Here is a 19,606-nt window from a genome sequence, read left to right on the forward strand (position 1 = left end):
CGTCACATTGGCAAGCCCTTTTTTAACTTTTTCTTACTTTTTTGATCGTTTGATTACTTTTGAAGCAAAAAGGCTTGTTTTTGATAGTTTCTTCGCTGTTTTTCATCATAATCAAGCCAACTAAGGAGTCAAAATGAGTCATATACGTAGCTATAAAGGCATTTACCCTAAAATTGGTGAAAATGTTTATATTGATGAGTCTTCAGTTTTAGTTGGAGATATTGTAATTGGTAAAGATTCCAGTATCTGGCCATTAGTTGCCGCGCGAGGCGATGTTAATCATATTCATATTGGTGAATGCACTAACATACAAGATGGTAGCGTATTGCACGTCACCCATAAAAATGCTGAAAACCCAGAAGGCTATCCGCTTATTATCGGTAATGATGTAACCGTTGGTCATAAAGTAATGCTACACGGATGCACGATTCATGATCGAGTATTGGTTGGAATGGGTACAATTATTCTTGATGGGGCAATTATTGAGTCGGATGTCGTCATTGGTGCGGGTAGTTTAGTCCCTCCCAATAAACGCTTAGAAAGTGGTTATCTTTATATAGGCAGTCCCGTTAAGCAGGCTCGCCCATTAAAAGAAGAAGAAAGCGCATTTCTATTAAAATCAGCAGACAATTACGTAGTGAATAAAAACGACTACCTTAACGAGATAAAGTAGTCGTAAATATTTAACCTAGCTCGACCTCTCCAGCTAGGTTAAAGTTTTCATCTTCTATCGCTTCTTCTGCTAAGTCTTCCAAATCAAATCGCAAAGCGTCGAATGCCAACAATATTTTATCTTCTTGTATTGGGTAGCCAGTCATTTCAGACAATTTTTCCAACGAAACAACACACTCAATAAGCTGACCGGCTTGTTGAGCTGGAAAAATAACAGCTTTACGTTTCGCTACCCAAGTTTGAATATCCGGGAATAAAATATTTTGATTCATAAGACGACCTTTCTCTGATACTCAACTGACGAGATTTTTTCTTAATTCACGTAATACTTGGCGATTACTGGGCCTTAACCCTCGCCATAACATGAAACTTTCAGCCGCTTGACCCACTAACATACCTAAACCATCATAAGCATGGATTACGCTATGGGATTTAGCCCATTCATTAAAGTGAGTATTACCCGCGCCATAACTCATATCATAACTAATACTTTGTGGTGTAAAAATGTTGGTACTGATATTTGGCAAGTTCCCACTTAACCCAGCTGACGTTGAGTTAATGATGATGTCAAAAGGCGTATCAATTGCTTCCATTGGCATGGCGTGGATATGACCAAAAGGGGTAAACACATCGGCGAGCGCTTTGGCTTTTTCGAAGGTTCGATTGGTGATAACTATTTCAGCAGGGTTTTGATCCAATAACGGCTTCAAAACCCCTCTTGCCGCGCCACCAGCACCCAGCAATAATATTTTAGCGCCTTTTATTTGTGACTGATATTGCAATAAGTCCTGAACCAACCCTTCACCATCGGTGTTGTCACCAATGATTTGTCCGTCATCCAACTTCTTAAGTGTATTCACCGCTTGAGCCAATTGCGCTCGTTCGGTTAGGCTATCGGCAAACTCAAAAGCATCCAATTTAAATGGCGCGGTTACATTGCACCCTTTACCACCTTGAGCAAAAAACTCACTTACTGCCGTTTTAAAACCATCAACCGGAGCTTCAATAATACCGTACTCCATTTGCTGACCAGTCTGACGAGCAAATAAAGTGTGGATGAAAGGTGACTTACTATGTTTAATCGGGTTTCCAAAAACCACATAATGATCACGTTGTGTATTAATGGCCATATCCTTGCCTTTTAAATAATTACCAATCTCTTGGTTTTAAGTAATTTTGGTATAAAGAAGCTTCTGCTGAATCAGCCTCAGGCGTGTAATCATATTCCCAACGCGCCAACGGAGGCATCGACATTAAAATAGACTCTGTTCGCCCGCCACTTTGCAGTCCAAATAACGTGCCGCGATCATAAACCAAATTAAACCCAACATAACGTCCGCGACGATAAAGTTGGAACTGACGCTCACGTTCGCCATATTCATATTCTTGGCGCTTTTCTACAATCGGTAAGTACGCTTTGGTAAATCCTTCGCCCACGGCGCTCATATACTTAAAGCAAGCATCAAAACCCCATTGGTTTAAATCATCAAAAAATAAACCGCCCACACCTCGGGTTTCATTACGATGAGGTAAGAAGAAATATTTATCACACCAAGCTTTATGTTCTTGATAAACACTGTCACCAAAAGGAGCACAAATAGCTTTAGAAGTGTCGTGCCAATGCTGGCAATCTTCTTCAAATGGATAAAAAGGCGTTAAATCAAACCCACCACCAAACCACCAGATAGGCTCTTCGCCTTCTTTTTCGGCAATGAAGAAACGCACATTAGCATGAGAAGTTGGAATATAAGGGTTCTTAGGATGAAGCACCAAGGAAACGCCCATCGCTTCAAACTGACGACCCGCCAACTCCGGCCGGTGTGCCGTCGCCGAGGCTGGCATTTTATCGCCAAAGACATGAGAGAAATTCACTCCCCCTTGCTCAAAAACACCACCATCTCGTATAACGCGGCTACGACCACCGCCGCCAAGCTCTCTCTCCCAAGCATCTTCTAAAAATTTGCCGCCATCGATAGTTTCAAGTTGCAGACAAATAGAATCTTGCAATGACATTAAAAAGGCTTTTACTGCTGCTTTGTCGACTTGTGACATGAGTTACCCTTGTCTTAATACGTTGGATGTTTTGGCATCTCGAATTTCGGTTGGTTGTGTTCTGCCACCGACCTTACCTTCTAAAATCGCCACCAGTTTATCCCCCAACTGTACTTGCACTTCTTCCGTGGTACGGCAAGGTTCAAGGCCAGTTAAATTAGCACTGGTTGAAGTAATTGGCTTACCAAAAGACAAACACAGCTTTTGCACCAGCGGATGATCAGTCACTCGCACCGCAATCGAATTAAACTGGCCAGTAAGATGAGAAGAAACATTGCTATTAACCGGCATCACCCAAGTAACAGGCCCCGGCCAACTTGCTTTGACCGCTTGAAGTTGCTCATCGGTTAGTTGAGAGTCATCAAGGTAGGGCAATAATTGCTGATAATTAGCCGCAATCAAAATGAGCCCTTTTTCTATTGGACGTTGCTTTAACTGAAGTAATTTATCAATCGCCGACAAATTATCAGGATCGCAACCTACACCAAATACCCCTTCGGTTGGGTATGCAATCACCTCACCTTGGTGCAGTGCTTGTACAACAGCATCAAAATTATCCAACATTTATCCCTCTTAAACCGTGTCATTCCACTTTATTCTGACCAGTGTATAAAACCTTCGTGCTCATGCCTAAAAATTTTTCATTTCAATCCCAATTTCTTTAGCTTGAATACAATTAGATAACTCGCTTAGGTAAAAACAACCTCACGCAAACGTTTTCCTTAGTGCGTTTTCACCGTATAATGCCGAGCAATTACCCTTTATCACTAATATTAAGACCTACATTAAGGAGTTTTCGATGAAAGTTGGAATCATTATGGGTTCAAAATCCGATTGGCCAACCATGAAACTTGCCGCTGAAATGCTAGATCGTTTCAATGTGCCTTATGAAACCAAAGTGGTTTCTGCTCACCGAACTCCCCATTTGTTAGCTGAATATGCAGAAAGTGCAAAAGACCGTGGCATTAAAGTGATTATTGCGGGTGCGGGCGGTGCGGCTCACCTACCAGGGATGACGGCAGCCTTCACTAGCTTACCTGTATTGGGCGTTCCTGTTCAATCACGCGCGCTATCAGGTGTTGATTCTCTCTACTCAATCGTTCAGATGCCAAAAGGCATTGCGGTCGGCACATTGGCGATTGGTGAAGCAGGGGCAGCTAATGCCGGTATTCTTGCTGCGCAAATTTTAGGTACACATGATGAGACAGTCATGGCCGCTGTTGAAGCTTTCCGTAAAGAGCAAACCGATACCGTTCTAGCCAACCCAAACCCAGCCGAGGATTAATACTCATGGCAAATCAGCAAGTTCTTGTTTTAGGTGCCGGCCAATTAGCTCGCATGATGTCTTTAGCTGGCGCGCCATTAAATATTGATATCACCGCCTTTGATGTAGAAAGCGAAAAAGTTGTTCATCCATTAACTGGGCATGTTATCGGTCACGGATTAAATAATGCCATCGCACAAGCGGATGTGATCACCGCTGAATTTGAACATATTCCGCATTCTATTTTAGATATGTGTGAAAAAAGCGGGAAATTCAAACCTTCAACTCAGGCAATCAAAGCTGGGGGAGATCGTCGTATAGAAAAGCAATTGCTTGACGATGCGAACGTTGCCAACGCTAAGTATGCCGTTATTACCAATCGTGCTGAATTTGATGCGGCAATCACTTATGTGGGCATGCCGATGGTGCTAAAAACCGCATTAGGTGGCTACGATGGCAAAGGGCAATGGCGCTTAAAACAGCTGGACCAAGTTGATGCTATCTGGCAAGAAATGGAACAAAGCTTAATCAACACACCTTACCAAGCAATTGTGGCAGAAGAGTTTGTTTCCTTTGATCGTGAAGTCTCTTTAATTGGTGCGCGTCGCACTAACGGTGAGGTCGTGGTCTATCCATTGGCAGAAAATATTCATGTTGATGGTGTACTAAGTCTTTCAACCGCAATCGATGAGCCTAAACTACAAGAACAAGCCAAAGAAATGTTTACCGCCGTCGCCGATAAACTCAATTACGTTGGCGTTCTCGCTCTGGAGTTTTTTGATGTGAATGGTCAACTTCTCGTCAATGAAATTGCCCCACGCGTACACAATTCTGGCCACTGGACACAGCAAGGCGCAGAAGTGTGCCAATTTGAAAACCATTTACGTGCGGTTTGTGATCTACCTTTGGGGGATACCAGCCTTATTCGCCCAACGGCCATGATGAATATTCTTGGTTTAGACCGTTTACCAGAAAGTCTATTAGCCATACCAAACTGCCATATTCACTGGTATGGAAAAGAAAAACGAGCAGGGCGTAAAATGGGGCATATCAATGTGTGTGCAAAATCGTCCGAGCAACTCAATACTACACTGAGCAAATTAGCCAGTATTCTGCCGGCGGAACATTTCCCAGCGTTACATCAACGTTAAGAATATCTGTTCTATACAATTGAGAATATAAAACCAAAAAGTGGGCCTAATATGCCCACTTTTTTGTCTCTACCGACCTTACGTTCAATATTATAAAATTTGAACATGCTGACATTTACGCTCAGCGCATTGTATTTTGCTTCCAGCAGAGTTTTTCTTCTCTATTAATAATGGAAAGCCGCACTCTTGGCATTCGCCAACGACAGGTTGCGCATTAAGAGAAAACTTACATTTAGGATAATTATCACAAGCGTAAAAGGTTTTGCCAAAACGAGATTGGCGTTCAACCAAATGACCTTTACCACATTCAGGGCAAGGAAAGGCTTCTTTTTCTTCAACCGTTAATGGTTTATCCATTGATTCGATGTGATGACACTCAGGAAAGCGGCTGCAACCAATAAACATACCGTATCGACCTTGGCGCAATACCAATTCACCGAGTTGATCGTGACCTTCAGCTTGTTTCGCGCATTCAGGGCACTCTACCCCTAAGGCTTTAATAATATGCCCATCGTTTTGATGTAATGGGCGAATATAATCGCAATGGGGATACTGGGTACACCCTAAAAAAGGGCCATGCTTACCATGACGAAGTTGAAGCTCCCCCTGATGGGTTTCAGCGCATTTAGGGCAAGCTTCATGCTCTAAGGCATGTTCGTGAGCAGAGAATAACTTTTGATCGATTTTTTTACTCATATTATCCGTTCACATTAATGAACTATGCCTTGTTCAGCGGAATACAGTAACTCTTCCATTTGGGTATAGGCATTTTCATTACCAGGAACATTAAATAACACCATTAAAATGACCCATTTTAAGTCATCTAATGTGAATTCTTGCGTCTCCAAACCCATAATCCGATCAATCACCATTTCACGAGTTTCAACCGTCAGCACTTTAACTTGCTCTAAGAAAAGCAGAAAACCACGGCACGCAACATCTAATCGAAGCGTTTCTTCTTGGGTGTAAATACGAGTGGAATTGGCAGAGCCCGTCGCCATATCAAGGCGCTCACCTTGTTGTAGGGCCGCTAAGCCTTCTAACCAATGGAGGGCTTTATAAATTTCTTGTTGGTGGAAACCCGCACGTAATAACTCATCTTCAAGTTCATCTTGATCAATCATGAGTTCTGCATCGCTATGGATATAGGTTTCAAACAGATACATAAGAATGTCCATCATAGCTTTACCCTCCGCGGCAACACTTTAACTTGGCTTACTTCCTATTATTAAGAATATAGCCTCCAGAAACCGAAATAACATGACCTGCGAGTTCGAGCTCTAAAATTTGCATCATTATTTCATGTACTGGTATATGGGTACGTTCAGCCAAAATATCAACAGGCGTTGGTTCATTGCCTACGTTAGCTAACAGTTGGGGAAATGGCAATGCCTGTTGTTGAGTCGGTGACATTTTTTCAAAATTAAATTGAGGCTGAACAGGCACATTAGATACCGATTCCTTACTTATTATAGACCGAGCCACCAACGGATTGATTTCATCAAGTACATCTTGAGCGCACAATGCCATCACCGCGCCCTCTTGAATTAAACGATTGGTGCCGGAATGTCCCGAATTATAGATAGAACCAGGCAATGCAAACACATCTCGATTTTGCTCTAAAGCGTAACGGGCTGTGATTAAAGAACCACTGCGTTCAGCCGCTTCAACCACTAACACACCTTGCGACAAACCACTGATAATGCGATTTCGACGAGGGAAGTGTTCGGGTCTTGGTTTGGCATGAGGGCGAAACTCAGACACTAAAGCTCCACCTTGTTGCACAATACGTTCCGCCAATCCTTTATGTCTGGCAGGGTAAACCTGATCAACGCCAGAACCGAGCACCGCAATCGTGGTGCCTTGCGCTTGCAGTGCGCCATCATGCGCATGACCGTCAATGCCAAGTGCCAAACCGCTAGTGACCGCCACACCTTGTGAAGCAAATTCATAAGAGAACTCACGTGCAGCGCGTAACCCATCCATGCTGGCATTACGGCTTCCCACAATGGCGATTTGCGGTTGATGCAGTGCTTTGGCATCCCCTTTCACAAATAATACTGGAGGGTGTGATGACATTTGCGTCATCAAGCGAGGGTAGTCATTCGATAAAGGCGTCACAATAGAATGATATTGCGAGCTTGCTAACCAAGTTAAACATTGATCAACATCGGCATGAGATTGTTGTTGAATATATTGTACTTGCGCAGGCTTCAGGCCTAGATTTTGCAATTCTAAGCTTGAATAGCCAATAATATTTTGTGGTGAGTCCACCGACAACAGGCGGGATATCGATACCCCGCCCAGTTTAGGTGTGAAGCTTAATGTTAACCATGCAACAAGTTGAGATTCAGTCATGGGGTATCAAACAATTAAGCATTATCATTAGAAGCTTCTGAAGCCACTGCCGTTTCGGTGGTTTCTTTTGTTTGATCAAATTGAATCGGTGAAATCGCAATACTATCGACTTCTATTGGCTCATCACTTTTGGTAATCAAAGCCAAACTAAATTTAGCATAAGGGCGAATCACCACCATTTGACCAATAGGAATAGCAGGAAGCTCAGCTGAACGAAACCCATTAACACCAATGTCTTTTTTATAACGATAATTGCCTTTGCTGCCATAAATAGCCGCGCCACGTTTAGCTAAATCAAAAGTACTGCCTTGACTCAAACCATCATCTGCGCCTCGGTCAATGACCACCACTTGGTTTACCGCCATAAAGTAATGGTTATCCACTGATCCTTTAATATTAGCAACAATACCAGCAGGCGCAGGGGTTGGGAAAAATACCGTAGATAATGCTAAGTCATCACCAATAACGGGCAAAGCAATATCATTAATCATTATCTCTTGCTGTTGATTAATTACTTGTAAACCACTGTATTTATCGCTGGTTTCTTTTAGGGTGGCGCGGGCAACCAAGCGTAAAGAATAAGCACTTGCATCAACATCATCACCACTACGATCATATTTTTCGACTAAACGATAAACCGTCCAATCTGGATGCGTCACTTTACCATCAATATAAATACGCTCATTGTGACTTAAGAACTTACGGCCTTCACTGGTGCCTAAAACGCGTAATGCTGACTTTTCATCATCATTGGTCAGTAATAAATCGGATTTTAAATAAGGCATAACCAACCCATCCGCTAAGGTTGGAATAGCATCTTTAGTTTGCTTACGAACATGAGGACCGACTTTTTTCATCGGCTTTAAACTTAATAAAGGTTCCCCATTGCGCCAGGTTAACGTCAAACGGTCACCGGGATAGATAAGATGAGGATTAGATATTTCAGGGTTAACTTGCCACAAACGAGGCCACAGCCAAGGGCTATCTAAAAACAGGGCCGAAATATCCCATAAGGTGTCCCCTTTTTTCACCACATAAGTCGTGGGCGCATCCTGCTTTAATACTAAAGGCTGCTGATTGGTGGCGGCAGAAATAGAAAAACTGACCACAAAAATGGCAAAAATATTCAATAAGTATCGCATTGCTTTAGGCATGACCTTAGATTCCTTGGTCGACATTTTGTCGCTTAATGTCATTAGATGCTGTCATTTGCCTTGTAAAATGTCTAGAATTGGAACCATTAGGTTTAAGCTGTTTTCGGCACAGTTCAATATTTAGAGTGTATATGTCTGTATTACAAGTATTAACATTCCCAGATGATCGCCTTCGCACCGTTGCAAAACCCGTTGAAAAGGTGACTCCAGAGATCCAAAAATTCATCGATGACATGATTGAAACCATGTATGACGAAGAAGGCATTGGCCTTGCTGCCACTCAAGTGGATTTTCATCAACGCATCGTAGTGATAGACGTTTCTGATGAGCGTGATCAGCCTATGGTGCTGATCAACCCAGAAATCATCGAAAAACGTGGTGACGATGGCATTGAAGAAGGGTGTTTATCTGTCCCTGGTGCACGAGCCTTAGTGCCTCGTGCTGCAGAAGTGACCGTTCGCGCTCTAAATCGTGATGGTGAAGAATTCACTTTTGAGGCGGACGATTTATTAGCGATTTGCGTTCAACATGAGCTTGACCACTTAATGGGTAAGTTGTTTGTTGATTATTTATCGCCATTAAAGCGTAAGCGTATCCAAGATAAGCTGACAAAAATAAAGCGCTTTAACGAAAAACAAGATAAATAACCACCAGCGTTATATCGACCGTAATTGAAACCTCGGCTTCAACTACCAAGAACATATTAAATAAAAGGAACACCACTTGAGTCAGTCTTTAAAAGTTGTCTTTGCTGGTACTCCGGATTTCGCCGCCCGTCACTTGGCGGCGTTGTTGTCTTCGGAGCATGATGTTATTGCCGTTTACACCCAGCCTGATCGCCCAGCTGGTCGTGGTAAAAAGCTCACGGCTAGCCCAGTCAAAGCGCTCGCGCTAGAGCATGACATCCCGGTATTTCAACCTGAAAACTTCAAATCAGATGAAGCAAAGCAGCAACTTAAAGACTTAGACGCTGATCTTATGGTCGTGGTGGCTTATGGTTTATTGCTTCCTCAAGTGGTACTCGATACCCCGCGTTTAGGCTGTATTAATGTACATGGTTCAATTTTGCCTCGCTGGCGTGGCGCTGCGCCAATTCAACGCTCAATTTGGGCAGGGGATGAGCAAACAGGTGTCACCATTATGCAAATGGACATAGGCCTAGACACTGGCGATATGCTGTCAATTGCGACCTTACCGATTGAAGCGAGCGACACTAGCGCTTCTATGTATGACAAGTTAGCCGAACTGGGCCCAACGGCGCTGATTGACTGCTTAACCGATATTGCCAATGGTCAAATCTCGCCACAAAAGCAAGATGATCAACAAGCTAACTACGCCAAGAAACTCAGTAAAGAAGAAGCGAAGATCAATTGGAATGATGAAGCTGAACATATTGAGCGCTGCGTACGCGCCTTCAACCCTTGGCCAATGAGCTTCTTTAGCGTTGAAGAAAATAACGTAAAAGTATGGCAATCACGTGTTGAAGCTAGCACCGAAATACACACACCGGGGCAAGTTATCCAAGCGGATAAAACTGGCATTTATGTTGCCACGGGTAAAGATGTGTTAGTTCTGGAACAGTTACAAATTCCGGGCAAAAAAGCGCTTTCGGTGCAAGATACTCTCAATGCTCGTAGCCATTGGTTTGAAGTAGGTACCATACTTAACTAACTAAGATTTCAAATAAAAGGTACAGAAATGTGCCTTTGTTTATTTTACCCATTTAATTGGGTTACTGCGTTAACCAGTAACCGACAAGAGAAAACATCATGAACGTTCGTGCCGCTGCCGCTAAAGTCTTATTTGAAGTTGTGGATCAAGGTTACTCACTCTCTTCTTCCCTTCCTGCCGCTCAGCAAACTATTCGCCCTCGTGACCATGCCTTGCTGCAAGAGATCTGCTACGGCGCGCTGCGTTATTTGCCACGTTTAGAGTCCATTGTGAATGAATTAATGGACAAACCACTGAAAGGCAAACAGCGAGTATTTCATCACTTAATCTTAGTGGGGATTTATCAATTAAGTTTTATGCGTATCCCTGCACATGCCGCGGTGGGTGAAACGGTTGAAGGTACTCAAGACCTTAGAGGCCCTCGCCTACGTGGACTTATCAATGCAGTATTACGCAATTACCAACGTAATCAAGAGCAGCTTGATGCCCAATCCATCAGCCACAATGCTGGTAAATATGCGCATCCAAGTTGGTTACTAAAATTACTGCAACAAGCCTACCCAAGCGATTGGGAAAGCATTGTTGAAGCCAATAATAGCAAAGCACCAATGTGGCTGCGTGTTAACCGCCAGCACCACACTCGTGATGAGTATCTCGCATTATTAAATGAAAATGAGATTGAAGCGGAAATTCACCCACAAGCTGAAGATGCGCTGCGTCTACTTTCACCTTGTGATGTCATGACGCTACCGGGCTTTGAGCAAGGTTGGGTATCGGTGCAAGATGCTGCGGCTCAATTGTCGGTCGACTACTTGAAACCCCAAGATGGTGAATTAATTTTAGATTGCTGCGCGGCGCCCGGAGGCAAAACTGCGCACATTTTAGAGCACACGCAAAACGCAGAAGTCGTCGCCATTGATTGCGATGATAATCGTTTAAGCCGAGTTCACGACAACCTACAACGTTTACAACTGCAAGCCGAAGTCATTTGCGGTGATGCTCGCTACCCTGAAGAATGGTGGAATGGGGAGAAATTCGATCGTATTTTGCTTGATGCCCCTTGTTCGGCCACCGGCGTAATTCGTCGTCACCCAGATATCAAATGGCTACGTCGCGCGAACGATATTGAAGCGTTATCAGCATTACAAAGTGAAATTTTAGATGCGATGTGGCGTCAATTAAAACCAGAAGGTACTTTGGTGTATGCGACGTGTTCGATCACCCCTCAAGAAAACGTTGAACAGGTTCGTGCCTTTATCGCGCGTACCACCAATGCACAATTAATTGGTAGTGAGATTGAGAACCCAGGTCGCCAAATTCTTCCGGGTGAAGAAAATATGGATGGCTTTTATTACGCGGTGTTACGCAAAACCGTTTAGTCTCCTCAAGCAAATATGAAGACCACACTTTAACATTGTGGTACATCGATACAGGCTTAATTTAGGTATAACACACACTATGAAAATCATTATTCTTGGCGCGGGACAAGTTGGCGGTACGCTGGCAGAAAACTTAGTTGGTGAAAATAACGATATTACGGTGATAGACCGCAATACGGATCGCCTGCGAGAGCTGCAAGATAAATACGATTTACGCGTGGTCAATGGTTATGCCAGTCATCCAGATACCTTACGTGAAGCAGGCGCACAAGATGCCGATATGCTGGTGGCCGTCACCAATTCGGATGAAACCAACATGGCCGCTTGTCAGGTTGCCTTCACCTTATTTAATACCCCAAGCCGTATTGCTCGTATTCGCTCACCGGAATACCTCGCCGAAAAAGATGCCTTATTTCAATCTGGCGCGATTCCAGTTGATCACTTAATTGCCCCTGAAGAGTTGGTCACCAGTTATATTGAGCGCCTGATCCAATACCCGGGTGCCTTACAAGTGGTGAGTTTCGCAGAACGTAAAGTAAGCTTAGTGGCAGTAAAAGCCTATTACGGCGGGCCATTGGTCGGTAATGCGTTATCTGCATTGCGTGAACACATGCCTCATATTGATACCCGAGTTGCCGCAATTTTCCGCCAAGGTCGCCCGATTCGCCCACAAGGCACGACTATCATTGAAGCGGACGATGAAGTCTTCTTTGTGGCGGCAAGTAACCACATTCGCGCGGTGATGAGTGAACTGCAACGCTTAGAAAAAACCTATCGTCGCATCATGATTGTTGGTGGTGGTAATATTGGTTCAAGCTTGGCTAAACGCTTAGAGAAAGATTACAGCGTCAAATTGATTGAGCGCAGTTACCAACGCGCTGAGCAACTATCAGAAGAGCTGGAAAACACCATCGTCTTTTGTGGGGATGCGGCCGATCAAGAATTACTTAACGAAGAAAACATCGACCAAGTGGATGTCTTCATTGCACTGACCAACGAAGATGAAACCAACATCATGTCCGCCATGCTAGCAAAACGATTAGGTGCCAAAAAAGTCATGGTGCTAATTCAACGCAGTGCCTATGTCGATCTGGTACAAGGCGGTGCAATTGATGTGGCAATTTCTCCTCAACAAGCCACCATTTCAGCGCTACTGACTCACGTACGTCGTGCTGATATCGTTAACGTATCCTCTTTACGCCGTGGCGCCGCAGAAGCGATTGAAGCGATTGCTCATGGTGATGAAAGCACTTCTAAAGTGGTTGGTAAAGCCATTGGTGATATTAAGTTGCCACCGGGTACCACTATTGGTGCGATTGTTCGTGGGGAAGAAGTACTGATCGCCCATGACCGCACCGTGATTGAACAAGACGATCACGTCGTGATGTTCTTAGTCGATAAAAAATACGTGCCAGACGTTGAACGTCTATTCCAACCGAGCCCGTTCTTCTTATAAATATGGCAATGTAAAACCATGGTTAATTATCGTCCGATATTATTCGTTCTTGGATTAGTGTTATCAAAAATAGCACTATTCATGTACGTACCCACGTTGATGGCTTTTTTTACCGGAACCGATGGGTTTATTGAATTTGGCCAAGCGGTGATCATTACTCATATTGCCTCGTTCATTTTATTAACTTTAGGTCGAACCAAAGATTTTCGTCTTGGCGTGCGAGATATGTTTCTCCTCACCAGTTTGGTGTGGACGATTGCCAGCTGTTTTGCGGCTTTACCTTTCATGTTCATTAACCACATTAGCTTTACCGATGCATATTTTGAAACCATGTCTGGTATCACCACTACAGGTTCAACCGTATTAAGTCATCTAGATGATATGGCTCCCAGTATTTTATTGTGGCGTTCTACCCTGCAATGGATAGGAGGCGTGGGCTTTATTGTGATGGCTGTTGCTATCTTACCTATGCTGAATGTCGGTGGGATGAAGCTGTTCCAAACCGAATCCTCCGATTGGTCCGATAAAAGCAGCCCAAGGGCAAAAAATGTCGCTAAAAATATCGTGTGGGTCTATTTGATTTTAACGCTACTGTGCGTACTTGGTTACTTTTACACTGGCATGGGGTGGTTTGATGCGATTAACCATGCCTTCACCACATTATCAACCGGAGGTTATTCCACCTCAGATCAATCAATGAATCATTTTTCTAATGGTTCTCATTGGGTTGGCTCGTTATTTATGTTCTTAGGCGGATTACCCTTCTTATTATTTGTGACTGCTCTACGTAAAAAAAGTTTAACGACGTTATTACGTGATGCTCAAGTTCGCGGATTTGCTTATCTAGTGCTTTCTAGCAGTTTATTAATCGCATTGTGGATGACCTTTAAAGATCATTATGACTTTGCCGATGCTATTCGAATATCAACGTTTAATATCATTTCCGTTTTAACCACCACAGGTTTTGGCCTAGATGACTTCACCTCATGGGGCGGCTTACCTACGGTGATCTTCTTCTTCTTAATGATCACCGGAGCTTGCTCAGGCTCAACCGCTGGCGGCATTAAAATCTTTCGCTTTCAAATTGCTTCGACCTTACTCAACAAACAAATGATGCGATTAATTCACCCATCAGGAGTATTTGTTCAAAGATACAATCAACGCCCGGTCAATGACGACATCGTCCGCTCTGTTGTCGCTTTCGTGTTAACATTTGTGCTCACTATTATGTTTATTGCTGGATGCTTAAGCGCCTTAGGTCTTGACCCTACGACCAGCATCACAGGTGCGATGACCGCAGTTGCCAACGTAGGGCCGGGTATGGGCTCGGTTATTGGCCCAACTGGCAACTTTGCCCCATTACCAGATGCCGCCAAATGGCTACTGAGTTTTGGCATGTTAATGGGTCGCTTAGAAATCCTGACCATTTTGGTTTTATTCTTTCCTGCCTTTTGGCGCACTTAACTTAAATAAAAATGGCGAATTCCAATAAAAGAATTCGCCATTTTGATGGTATAGCCGTAGAAATGGAAACTAAGCCACTACCGGCTGAACATACCAATAAATACTGATGAAGTGACAAACACACCCAGCCAAGACAAATAAGTGCCAGATAGCATGATTGTATGGGATCCGTTTACTGGCATAAAAAATAACACCCAATGAGTAAATCACCCCTCCCGCGACCAGCCACACCACCGCCATAATGTCCAAATGCGTCGCAAGTTGATAGACCACCACTAAAGATAACCAACCCATGGTTAAATAGCTGATCAATGAAAAAGAAGGAAAGCGATACACAAATGCTATCTTCATGATCACCCCTAAAATTGCAATCGACCAAATCACCACCATCAAACCAATCGCAAGTTCCGTTCTAAGCCCCACCAGTAAGAAAGGGGTATAACTGCCTGCAATCAGCAAATAAATAGCACTATGATCTAACGTTTTAAGCCAACGTTTAGCCGCTGGGTTGGCTATCGCATGATATAAAGTCGAAGCAAGAAAGAGCACAATAACGCTTGCCCCATAAACACTCATACTGATGTAAGTTAAAGTATCGGCATGATGCTCATACGATTTCATCAAAAGCGCGATTAAAGCAATAATGCCAAACAATATACCTAAACCATGGCTAATACTGTTGGCCAATTCTTCTCGAGGTGAGTATTCCACCGATTGCATATCAATAACCTAAGTGACTTCAATAATATTGTTATTCTGGCACATTCAGCTTACAAGTGTAAGCCAAAATTAATCAAAGCCATTAAGATATAGCATTCTCATTATGAAGATCGATCTAAAAACTCAATGACTTTACGTCCCGCAGTATGAGGGTCTTCATCATGCAGAAGTACCAATTCTCGTTTCAGTTTATTACTGCCAATCAAATTCGATAGCATGCCGCCCATGCCTTTTTTCTGACGATCGACCTCAAACCAAATTTTAAGATCATCTTGAGTTCGGTAGGTTACAACTTCCAACTCACGCCAACGCCCATGAAAATCACCATGCACCGGCACAAATTCAAATTCTTGTACAAAAGGAAGCTCAAATCCTTTTACCGCTTCGCATTCCACTTGTCGAATTCGTAAACCAGCTTCTTCCAACGCAGAAAAAATACCATCTTCTAATGGGTCAGGACGAACCGTGATTTCATCTTTATCCGTAGGATCAGCGGCAAGCGCAATATCAAGGCTAGTTTCAAGCCACACTTTAGAGTCACCAAGAGTGATCGGCGTATTCCATGGCACATCTAATACCACAGGAAAAACGCGATCTTGCTGAGGTTCGATATCAAAAGTTTCAGGTAAAGACCACTTAGCTAATACATGGGTTTTCGCTATTTTTTGTCCGGCCATTTCTCGGCCATCTTTATTCAAACGCTCTGCACGATAACGACAACACAGCTTCAGGTGAATGTTATCTATCGATTGCTTGGTTGAGCCCCCATAAACATGCACATCAACAGCAACAGATTGCCCTGGGTAAACCACATCTTGTTTAAGTATGGTGTCAACTCGAGCAGAACCAATACCTAAGCTGGCTAACGTTTTCTTAAAAAATGACATACCGGCTCCTTGTCTTTTTTAAATCTAAGTAAAATATTCACTTACCAATAAAAAGGTTATCGCATTAACAAATGTTTATGACTATACTATTACACAGTCGAAAAATTATTCGATTGCTGATCGTAATTTGGACAAACAATCAAAATAAATAAATAATGATTGGATCAGCTAACAATAGCAATGGATATGCGTTTTTATAGGTAGTTACTATATGCGTCCCGTTCCTGTTCGTGCATCCAGTTGTCGCGGTTCTGCTTCTCGTCGTCGCCATTGTTTTGCTGCTGCTCCCGTAGCTAAGCCAATACAAGCGCCAACGAATACGCAAAATCAACAATAGTAATGCACATAAACTGAACTTATTACAAGAGCGTAGCATCATTTAGGTGCTGCGCTTTTTTTTATAATTTGATACCGTATTGTTAGTCCTTACTATTATTATGGAATAAAAAATGAAATGCCACCGAGTAAATGAACTGGTCGAATTACTTCACCCTGAATGGCAAAAAGACTCCGATCTTAACTTATTGCAATTTATCGTGAAGTTGAGCAAAGAAGCAGGTTACCAAGGCCAGTTGGAAGACCTCACCGATGATGTTCTGATATATCACCTTAAAATGCGTAATAGCCAGAAAGAAGATATGATTCCAGGGCTTGCCAAAGACCAAGAAGATGATTTCAAAACCGCATTATTACGAGCGCGTGGCATCATCAAATAGTAGGCTTTGATTAGCCAAGCGCCCTTTTCACTCCAAATCAGCTTGGCTATATTTCTTTAATTTTCAATCGTTCAAATAATAAACCTTGAAGCGCGTAGCGACTTACTGTCATCCTTTCCTATATACTACGCCACAACAATTCCGCATTAATAACCTAAAGCAACGCACTTTAGGATCGGACAAGGAAGCAGCAATGGATCCAAATAGAATTGATGTGAAAATCATCGACCCTAAAACCAATCGTGATGCCAACGGTAAAATATACGTTCGCAAGAGCCAAGGTGCCTACCAAAAACTAAGGCGTTATGGTGGCTGGTTCTTAATGGTTCTCTTTGCCATGATTCCTTGGCTTTCTTACGACGGAAGACAAGCCATTTTATTTGATTTAGGCAAACAACAATTCTTATTTTTTGGGGCGACCTTTTTCCCTCAAGACCTCACCTTGCTTGCTCTCATTTTCGTTATTGCCGCTTTCGGCCTATTTTTTCTAACCACTTTTTTAGGCCGGGTATGGTGTGGCTATTTATGCCCACAAACCGTTTGGACTTTCATTTTTATTTGGTTTGAAGAAAAGCTAGAAGGCCCGGCCAACAAACGTCGTAAACAAGATAACAATAAATACTCCTCAAACCTTATCTTACGCAAAGCGATCAAGCACTTAGCATGGTGGTCAGTATCCATCATTACCGGCTTAGTGTTTGTTGGCTACTTCATTCCGATCAAAGAATTGTTCGTTGAATTTTTCACCTTTAAATTAGCTTTCTTACCTGCATTTTGGGTATGGTTCTTTGCCGCTTGTACTTACGGGAATGCTGGCTGGATGCGCGCCATTATGTGTTTACACATGTGCCCTTACGCTCGCTTCCAATCGGCCATGTTCGATAAAGATACTTATATCGTCGGCTATGACACTAAACGCGGTGAAAAACGCGGTCCTCGCTCATTAAAAGCGGAAAAACCAAAAGATTTAGGTGACTGTATTGATTGTGACTTATGCGTCCAAGTTTGCCCAACCGGAATCGATATTCGTAACGGTTTGCAATACGAATGCATTAACTGCGGTGCTTGTATTGATGCTTGCGATAAAACCATGGAACGCATGGGTTATGAGAAAGGCTTAATCAGTTACACCACTGAGCATAAATTATCGGGCAAAAAAACCAAAATTACCCGTCCAAAGCTGATTGGTTATGGCGTTGCTTTATTATTAATGATTGGTTTGCTGGTGACACAAGTGATTACCGTGGATCCGGTTAACATGAGTGTACTGCGCGACCGTAGCCAAATGTATCGCATTGATAACAATGGTTGGATTGAGAACACTTACACGTTAAAAATTCTTAATAAAACCCAACAAACCCAACAATACACGATTGATGTAAAAGGGTTAAAAGATGTGAAATGGTATGGTTCTCAAACCATCACCGTTCCGGCCGGTCAATTGGTCAGCGAACCTTTAAGCTTAGCGGTTAGCCCTGATGAATTAGCATCGCCGATAGTGAAATTTGAGTTTATACTCTCAGACAGTGATGGATTTACATTGAACGTCGAAAGTCGCTTTATTAAAAAGCTGTAAACGACCGATATTAAACGATACGCAATAAGGAAGGGCTTAGTAATAAGCCCTTTTATTTTATGAATGATATCAATACACAACCTGATACAGCCTTTAATTTTGACGCTTTAACGCCTGACTTTATGTGGTATGCGATAGAAAGCATTGGCATTAGAGCTGAATCAGGCTTACTGGCACTCAATAGCTATGAAAACCGTGTGTATCAGTTTATCGATGAAGAAAAGCAGCGTTACGTGGTGAAGTTCTATCGCCCTCAACGTTGGACTCAACAGCAGATATTAGAAGAGCACCAGTTCACACTCGAACTCTTAGAGCAAGACATCCCTGTTGCCCCTCCTTGCATTATTAATGGCTCGACGTTGCATCAATACCAAGGGTATTACTTTGCATTGTTTGTCAGTGTCGGTGGCCGTCAATTTGAAGTGGATAATATCGACCAGTTAGAAGGTGTAGGGCGCTTTTTAGGTCGAATTCACCAAGTAGGCCAAGCCAAACCGTTTATTCATCGCCCAACCATGAATCTAGACGAGTATTTATATCAACCACGTAAATTGCTTAATAACAGCACCTTTATTCCTAGTCATTTAGAAAATAGCTTCTTCAGTGATTTGGATATGCTAATTGGCCAATTAGAGCAACACTGGACTGAACCTAAAAACATCATACGTCTGCATGGTGATTGTCACCCAGGTAATATCTTATGGCGAGATGGCCCTATGTTTGTCGATTTAGATGATTCTCGTAATGGCCCAGCCATTCAAGATATCTGGATGTTACTCAGCGGTGAACGCCAAGATAAAATAATGCAATTGGATACGGTTTTAGAGGCTTATTCAGAATTTTGCACATTTGATGCAAATCAATTGAAACTGATTGAGCCTTTACGTGGTCTTAGAATGGTGCACTACATGGCATGGTTAGCAAAACGTTGGCACGATCCGGCTTTTCCGATTGCATTCCCATGGTTTAACGATGCAAAATACTGGGAAAGCCAAGTGCTGGCATTTAAAGAACAAATTGCCGCTTTACAAGAACCACCGTTATCATTAACCCCACAATGGTAATTCGCTTTTAAATGAAATGGAG

At 42.9% G+C, this 19,606-nt stretch carries 22 protein-coding genes; 12 read left to right on the forward strand and 10 right to left on the reverse strand.

From position 1 onward, the window contains the following. The first annotated feature begins 133 nt into the window (after positions 1-133). Entirely contained in the window at positions 134-673 is a 540-nt protein-coding gene (locus A1QC_RS06370) for a gamma carbonic anhydrase family protein (protein ID WP_017024214.1), read from the forward strand. Between the two features lie 10 nt (positions 674-683). Here the strand turns inward: A1QC_RS06370 and A1QC_RS06375 are convergent, their stop codons facing one another. From A1QC_RS06375 to A1QC_RS06390, 4 genes are read right to left on the reverse strand one after another with little or no spacing between them, the layout of a single operon-like run. Then, a complete protein-coding gene (locus tag A1QC_RS06375) occupies positions 684-944 on the reverse strand; it encodes a DUF1488 domain-containing protein (protein ID WP_017024215.1) in 261 nt (86 codons plus the stop codon). A gap of 21 nt (positions 945-965) precedes the next feature. Continuing rightward, positions 966-1,802 carry a shikimate dehydrogenase gene (gene aroE, locus A1QC_RS06380; protein WP_017024216.1) on the reverse strand — a complete coding sequence of 279 codons (837 nt, stop codon included), beginning with the start codon at positions 1,800-1,802 and terminating at the stop codon, positions 966-968. Positions 1,803-1,821: 19 nt separating this feature from the next. After that, on the reverse strand, positions 1,822-2,724 hold the full coding sequence (gene hemF, locus A1QC_RS06385) for an oxygen-dependent coproporphyrinogen oxidase (protein ID WP_017024217.1): 903 nt from the start codon (positions 2,722-2,724) through the stop codon (positions 1,822-1,824). A gap of 3 nt (positions 2,725-2,727) precedes the next feature. Beyond that, a complete protein-coding gene (locus A1QC_RS06390; RefSeq protein WP_026025707.1) occupies positions 2,728-3,285 on the reverse strand; it encodes a Sua5/YciO/YrdC/YwlC family protein in 558 nt (185 codons plus the stop codon). A 238-nt stretch (positions 3,286-3,523) separates the two neighbouring features. Between A1QC_RS06390 and purE the strand changes: the two genes are divergently transcribed. After that, a complete protein-coding gene (gene purE, locus A1QC_RS06395) occupies positions 3,524-4,009 on the forward strand; it encodes a 5-(carboxyamino)imidazole ribonucleotide mutase (protein WP_017024219.1) in 486 nt (161 codons plus the stop codon). A 5-nt stretch (positions 4,010-4,014) separates the two neighbouring features. Beyond that, entirely contained in the window at positions 4,015-5,139 is a 1,125-nt protein-coding gene (locus A1QC_RS06400) for a 5-(carboxyamino)imidazole ribonucleotide synthase (protein WP_017024220.1), read from the forward strand. A 90-nt stretch (positions 5,140-5,229) separates the two neighbouring features. Here the strand turns inward: A1QC_RS06400 and A1QC_RS06405 are convergent, their stop codons facing one another. From A1QC_RS06405 to A1QC_RS06420, 4 genes are read right to left on the reverse strand one after another with little or no spacing between them, the layout of a single operon-like run. After that, positions 5,230-5,835, reverse strand: a complete 606-nt coding sequence (locus A1QC_RS06405) for a DNA topoisomerase family protein (protein ID WP_017024221.1) — start codon at positions 5,833-5,835, stop codon at positions 5,230-5,232. Between the two features lie 14 nt (positions 5,836-5,849). Further along, complete coding sequence (locus tag A1QC_RS06410; protein WP_026025708.1) at positions 5,850-6,320, reverse strand: DUF494 family protein; 471 nt, start codon at positions 6,318-6,320, stop codon at positions 5,850-5,852. A 34-nt stretch (positions 6,321-6,354) separates the two neighbouring features. Continuing rightward, complete coding sequence (gene dprA, locus A1QC_RS06415) at positions 6,355-7,497, reverse strand: DNA-processing protein DprA (RefSeq protein WP_017024223.1); 1,143 nt, start codon at positions 7,495-7,497, stop codon at positions 6,355-6,357. A 14-nt stretch (positions 7,498-7,511) separates the two neighbouring features. Then, entirely contained in the window at positions 7,512-8,639 is a 1,128-nt protein-coding gene (locus A1QC_RS06420) for a LysM peptidoglycan-binding domain-containing protein (RefSeq protein WP_050990304.1), read from the reverse strand. Positions 8,640-8,782: 143 nt separating this feature from the next. On the opposite strand from A1QC_RS06420, the gene def reads away from it, so the two are divergent. The 5 genes from def to A1QC_RS06445 all read left to right on the forward strand — a co-directional run bounded on the left by def (position 8,783) and on the right by A1QC_RS06445 (position 14,621). After that, positions 8,783-9,298, forward strand: a complete 516-nt coding sequence (gene def / locus A1QC_RS06425) for a peptide deformylase (RefSeq protein ID WP_017024225.1) — start codon at positions 8,783-8,785, stop codon at positions 9,296-9,298. Between the two features lie 76 nt (positions 9,299-9,374). Further along, the gene (fmt, locus tag A1QC_RS06430) at positions 9,375-10,322 is read left to right on the forward strand and encodes a methionyl-tRNA formyltransferase (RefSeq protein ID WP_017024226.1); all 948 of its coding nucleotides are present in this window, start codon (positions 9,375-9,377) and stop codon (positions 10,320-10,322) included. 98 nt (positions 10,323-10,420) lie between these two features. After that, positions 10,421-11,701 (forward strand): 16S rRNA (cytosine(967)-C(5))-methyltransferase RsmB, encoded by a 1,281-nt coding sequence (rsmB, locus tag A1QC_RS06435; protein WP_017024227.1) that lies wholly within the window; start codon positions 10,421-10,423, stop codon positions 11,699-11,701. Positions 11,702-11,780: 79 nt separating this feature from the next. Then, positions 11,781-13,157 (forward strand): Trk system potassium transporter TrkA, encoded by a 1,377-nt coding sequence (gene trkA, locus A1QC_RS06440; RefSeq protein WP_017024228.1) that lies wholly within the window; start codon positions 11,781-11,783, stop codon positions 13,155-13,157. 18 nt (positions 13,158-13,175) lie between these two features. Continuing rightward, the gene (locus A1QC_RS06445) at positions 13,176-14,621 is read left to right on the forward strand and encodes a TrkH family potassium uptake protein (protein ID WP_017024229.1); all 1,446 of its coding nucleotides are present in this window, start codon (positions 13,176-13,178) and stop codon (positions 14,619-14,621) included. A 69-nt stretch (positions 14,622-14,690) separates the two neighbouring features. Here the strand turns inward: A1QC_RS06445 and trhA are convergent, their stop codons facing one another. Continuing rightward, the gene (gene trhA, locus A1QC_RS06450; protein ID WP_017024230.1) at positions 14,691-15,341 is read right to left on the reverse strand and encodes a PAQR family membrane homeostasis protein TrhA; all 651 of its coding nucleotides are present in this window, start codon (positions 15,339-15,341) and stop codon (positions 14,691-14,693) included. Positions 15,342-15,442: 101 nt separating this feature from the next. Then, positions 15,443-16,228 (reverse strand): sporulation protein, encoded by a 786-nt coding sequence (locus tag A1QC_RS06455; protein WP_017024231.1) that lies wholly within the window; start codon positions 16,226-16,228, stop codon positions 15,443-15,445. 211 nt (positions 16,229-16,439) lie between these two features. On the opposite strand from A1QC_RS06455, the gene A1QC_RS15760 reads away from it, so the two are divergent. The 4 genes from A1QC_RS15760 to A1QC_RS06470 all read left to right on the forward strand — a co-directional run bounded on the left by A1QC_RS15760 (position 16,440) and on the right by A1QC_RS06470 (position 19,584). Further along, positions 16,440-16,565 (forward strand): hypothetical protein, encoded by a 126-nt coding sequence (locus tag A1QC_RS15760; RefSeq protein WP_017024232.1) that lies wholly within the window; start codon positions 16,440-16,442, stop codon positions 16,563-16,565. Between the two features lie 112 nt (positions 16,566-16,677). Further along, positions 16,678-16,944 carry a YihD family protein gene (locus A1QC_RS06460; RefSeq protein ID WP_017024233.1) on the forward strand — a complete coding sequence of 89 codons (267 nt, stop codon included), beginning with the start codon at positions 16,678-16,680 and terminating at the stop codon, positions 16,942-16,944. 193 nt (positions 16,945-17,137) lie between these two features. Next, positions 17,138-18,520: a cytochrome c oxidase accessory protein CcoG gene (gene ccoG, locus A1QC_RS06465; protein WP_017024234.1), complete on the forward strand. Its 1,383-nt coding sequence runs from the start codon at positions 17,138-17,140 to the stop codon at positions 18,518-18,520. A gap of 59 nt (positions 18,521-18,579) precedes the next feature. Beyond that, positions 18,580-19,584: a serine/threonine protein kinase gene (locus A1QC_RS06470; RefSeq protein ID WP_017024235.1), complete on the forward strand. Its 1,005-nt coding sequence runs from the start codon at positions 18,580-18,582 to the stop codon at positions 19,582-19,584. Positions 19,585-19,606 lie beyond the last annotated feature (22 nt).

Origin of the sequence: Vibrio rumoiensis 1S-45 (assembly GCF_000286955.2) — a bacterium.
In the GTDB taxonomy this organism is placed as follows: Bacteria; Pseudomonadota; Gammaproteobacteria; order Enterobacterales; family Vibrionaceae; genus Vibrio; species Vibrio rumoiensis_A.

Coding starts and splice junctions, on each gene's coding strand:
- trkA (WP_017024228.1), top strand. CDS start 11,781: ATGAAAATCATTATTCTTGGCGCGGGACAAGTTGGCGGTACGCTGGCA.
- A1QC_RS15760 (WP_017024232.1), top strand. CDS start 16,440: ATGCGTCCCGTTCCTGTTCGTGCATCCAGTTGTCGCGGTTCTGCTTCT.
- ccoG (WP_017024234.1), top strand. CDS start 17,138: ATGGATCCAAATAGAATTGATGTGAAAATCATCGACCCTAAAACCAAT.
- rsmB (WP_017024227.1), top strand. CDS start 10,421: ATGAACGTTCGTGCCGCTGCCGCTAAAGTCTTATTTGAAGTTGTGGAT.
- A1QC_RS06455 (WP_017024231.1), bottom strand. CDS start 16,228: ATGTCATTTTTTAAGAAAACGTTAGCCAGCTTAGGTATTGGTTCTGCT.
- purE (WP_017024219.1), top strand. CDS start 3,524: ATGAAAGTTGGAATCATTATGGGTTCAAAATCCGATTGGCCAACCATG.
- A1QC_RS06470 (WP_017024235.1), top strand. CDS start 18,580: ATGAATGATATCAATACACAACCTGATACAGCCTTTAATTTTGACGCT.
- A1QC_RS06445 (WP_017024229.1), top strand. CDS start 13,176: ATGGTTAATTATCGTCCGATATTATTCGTTCTTGGATTAGTGTTATCA.
- def (WP_017024225.1), top strand. CDS start 8,783: ATGTCTGTATTACAAGTATTAACATTCCCAGATGATCGCCTTCGCACC.
- hemF (WP_017024217.1), bottom strand. CDS start 2,724: ATGTCACAAGTCGACAAAGCAGCAGTAAAAGCCTTTTTAATGTCATTG.
- A1QC_RS06400 (WP_017024220.1), top strand. CDS start 4,015: ATGGCAAATCAGCAAGTTCTTGTTTTAGGTGCCGGCCAATTAGCTCGC.
- A1QC_RS06405 (WP_017024221.1), bottom strand. CDS start 5,835: ATGAGTAAAAAAATCGATCAAAAGTTATTCTCTGCTCACGAACATGCC.
- trhA (WP_017024230.1), bottom strand. CDS start 15,341: ATGCAATCGGTGGAATACTCACCTCGAGAAGAATTGGCCAACAGTATT.
- A1QC_RS06460 (WP_017024233.1), top strand. CDS start 16,678: ATGAAATGCCACCGAGTAAATGAACTGGTCGAATTACTTCACCCTGAA.
- A1QC_RS06375 (WP_017024215.1), bottom strand. CDS start 944: ATGAATCAAAATATTTTATTCCCGGATATTCAAACTTGGGTAGCGAAA.
- A1QC_RS06370 (WP_017024214.1), top strand. CDS start 134: ATGAGTCATATACGTAGCTATAAAGGCATTTACCCTAAAATTGGTGAA.
- dprA (WP_017024223.1), bottom strand. CDS start 7,497: ATGACTGAATCTCAACTTGTTGCATGGTTAACATTAAGCTTCACACCT.
- aroE (WP_017024216.1), bottom strand. CDS start 1,802: ATGGCCATTAATACACAACGTGATCATTATGTGGTTTTTGGAAACCCG.
- A1QC_RS06410 (WP_026025708.1), bottom strand. CDS start 6,320: ATGATGGACATTCTTATGTATCTGTTTGAAACCTATATCCATAGCGAT.
- A1QC_RS06420 (WP_050990304.1), bottom strand. CDS start 8,639: ATGCGATACTTATTGAATATTTTTGCCATTTTTGTGGTCAGTTTTTCT.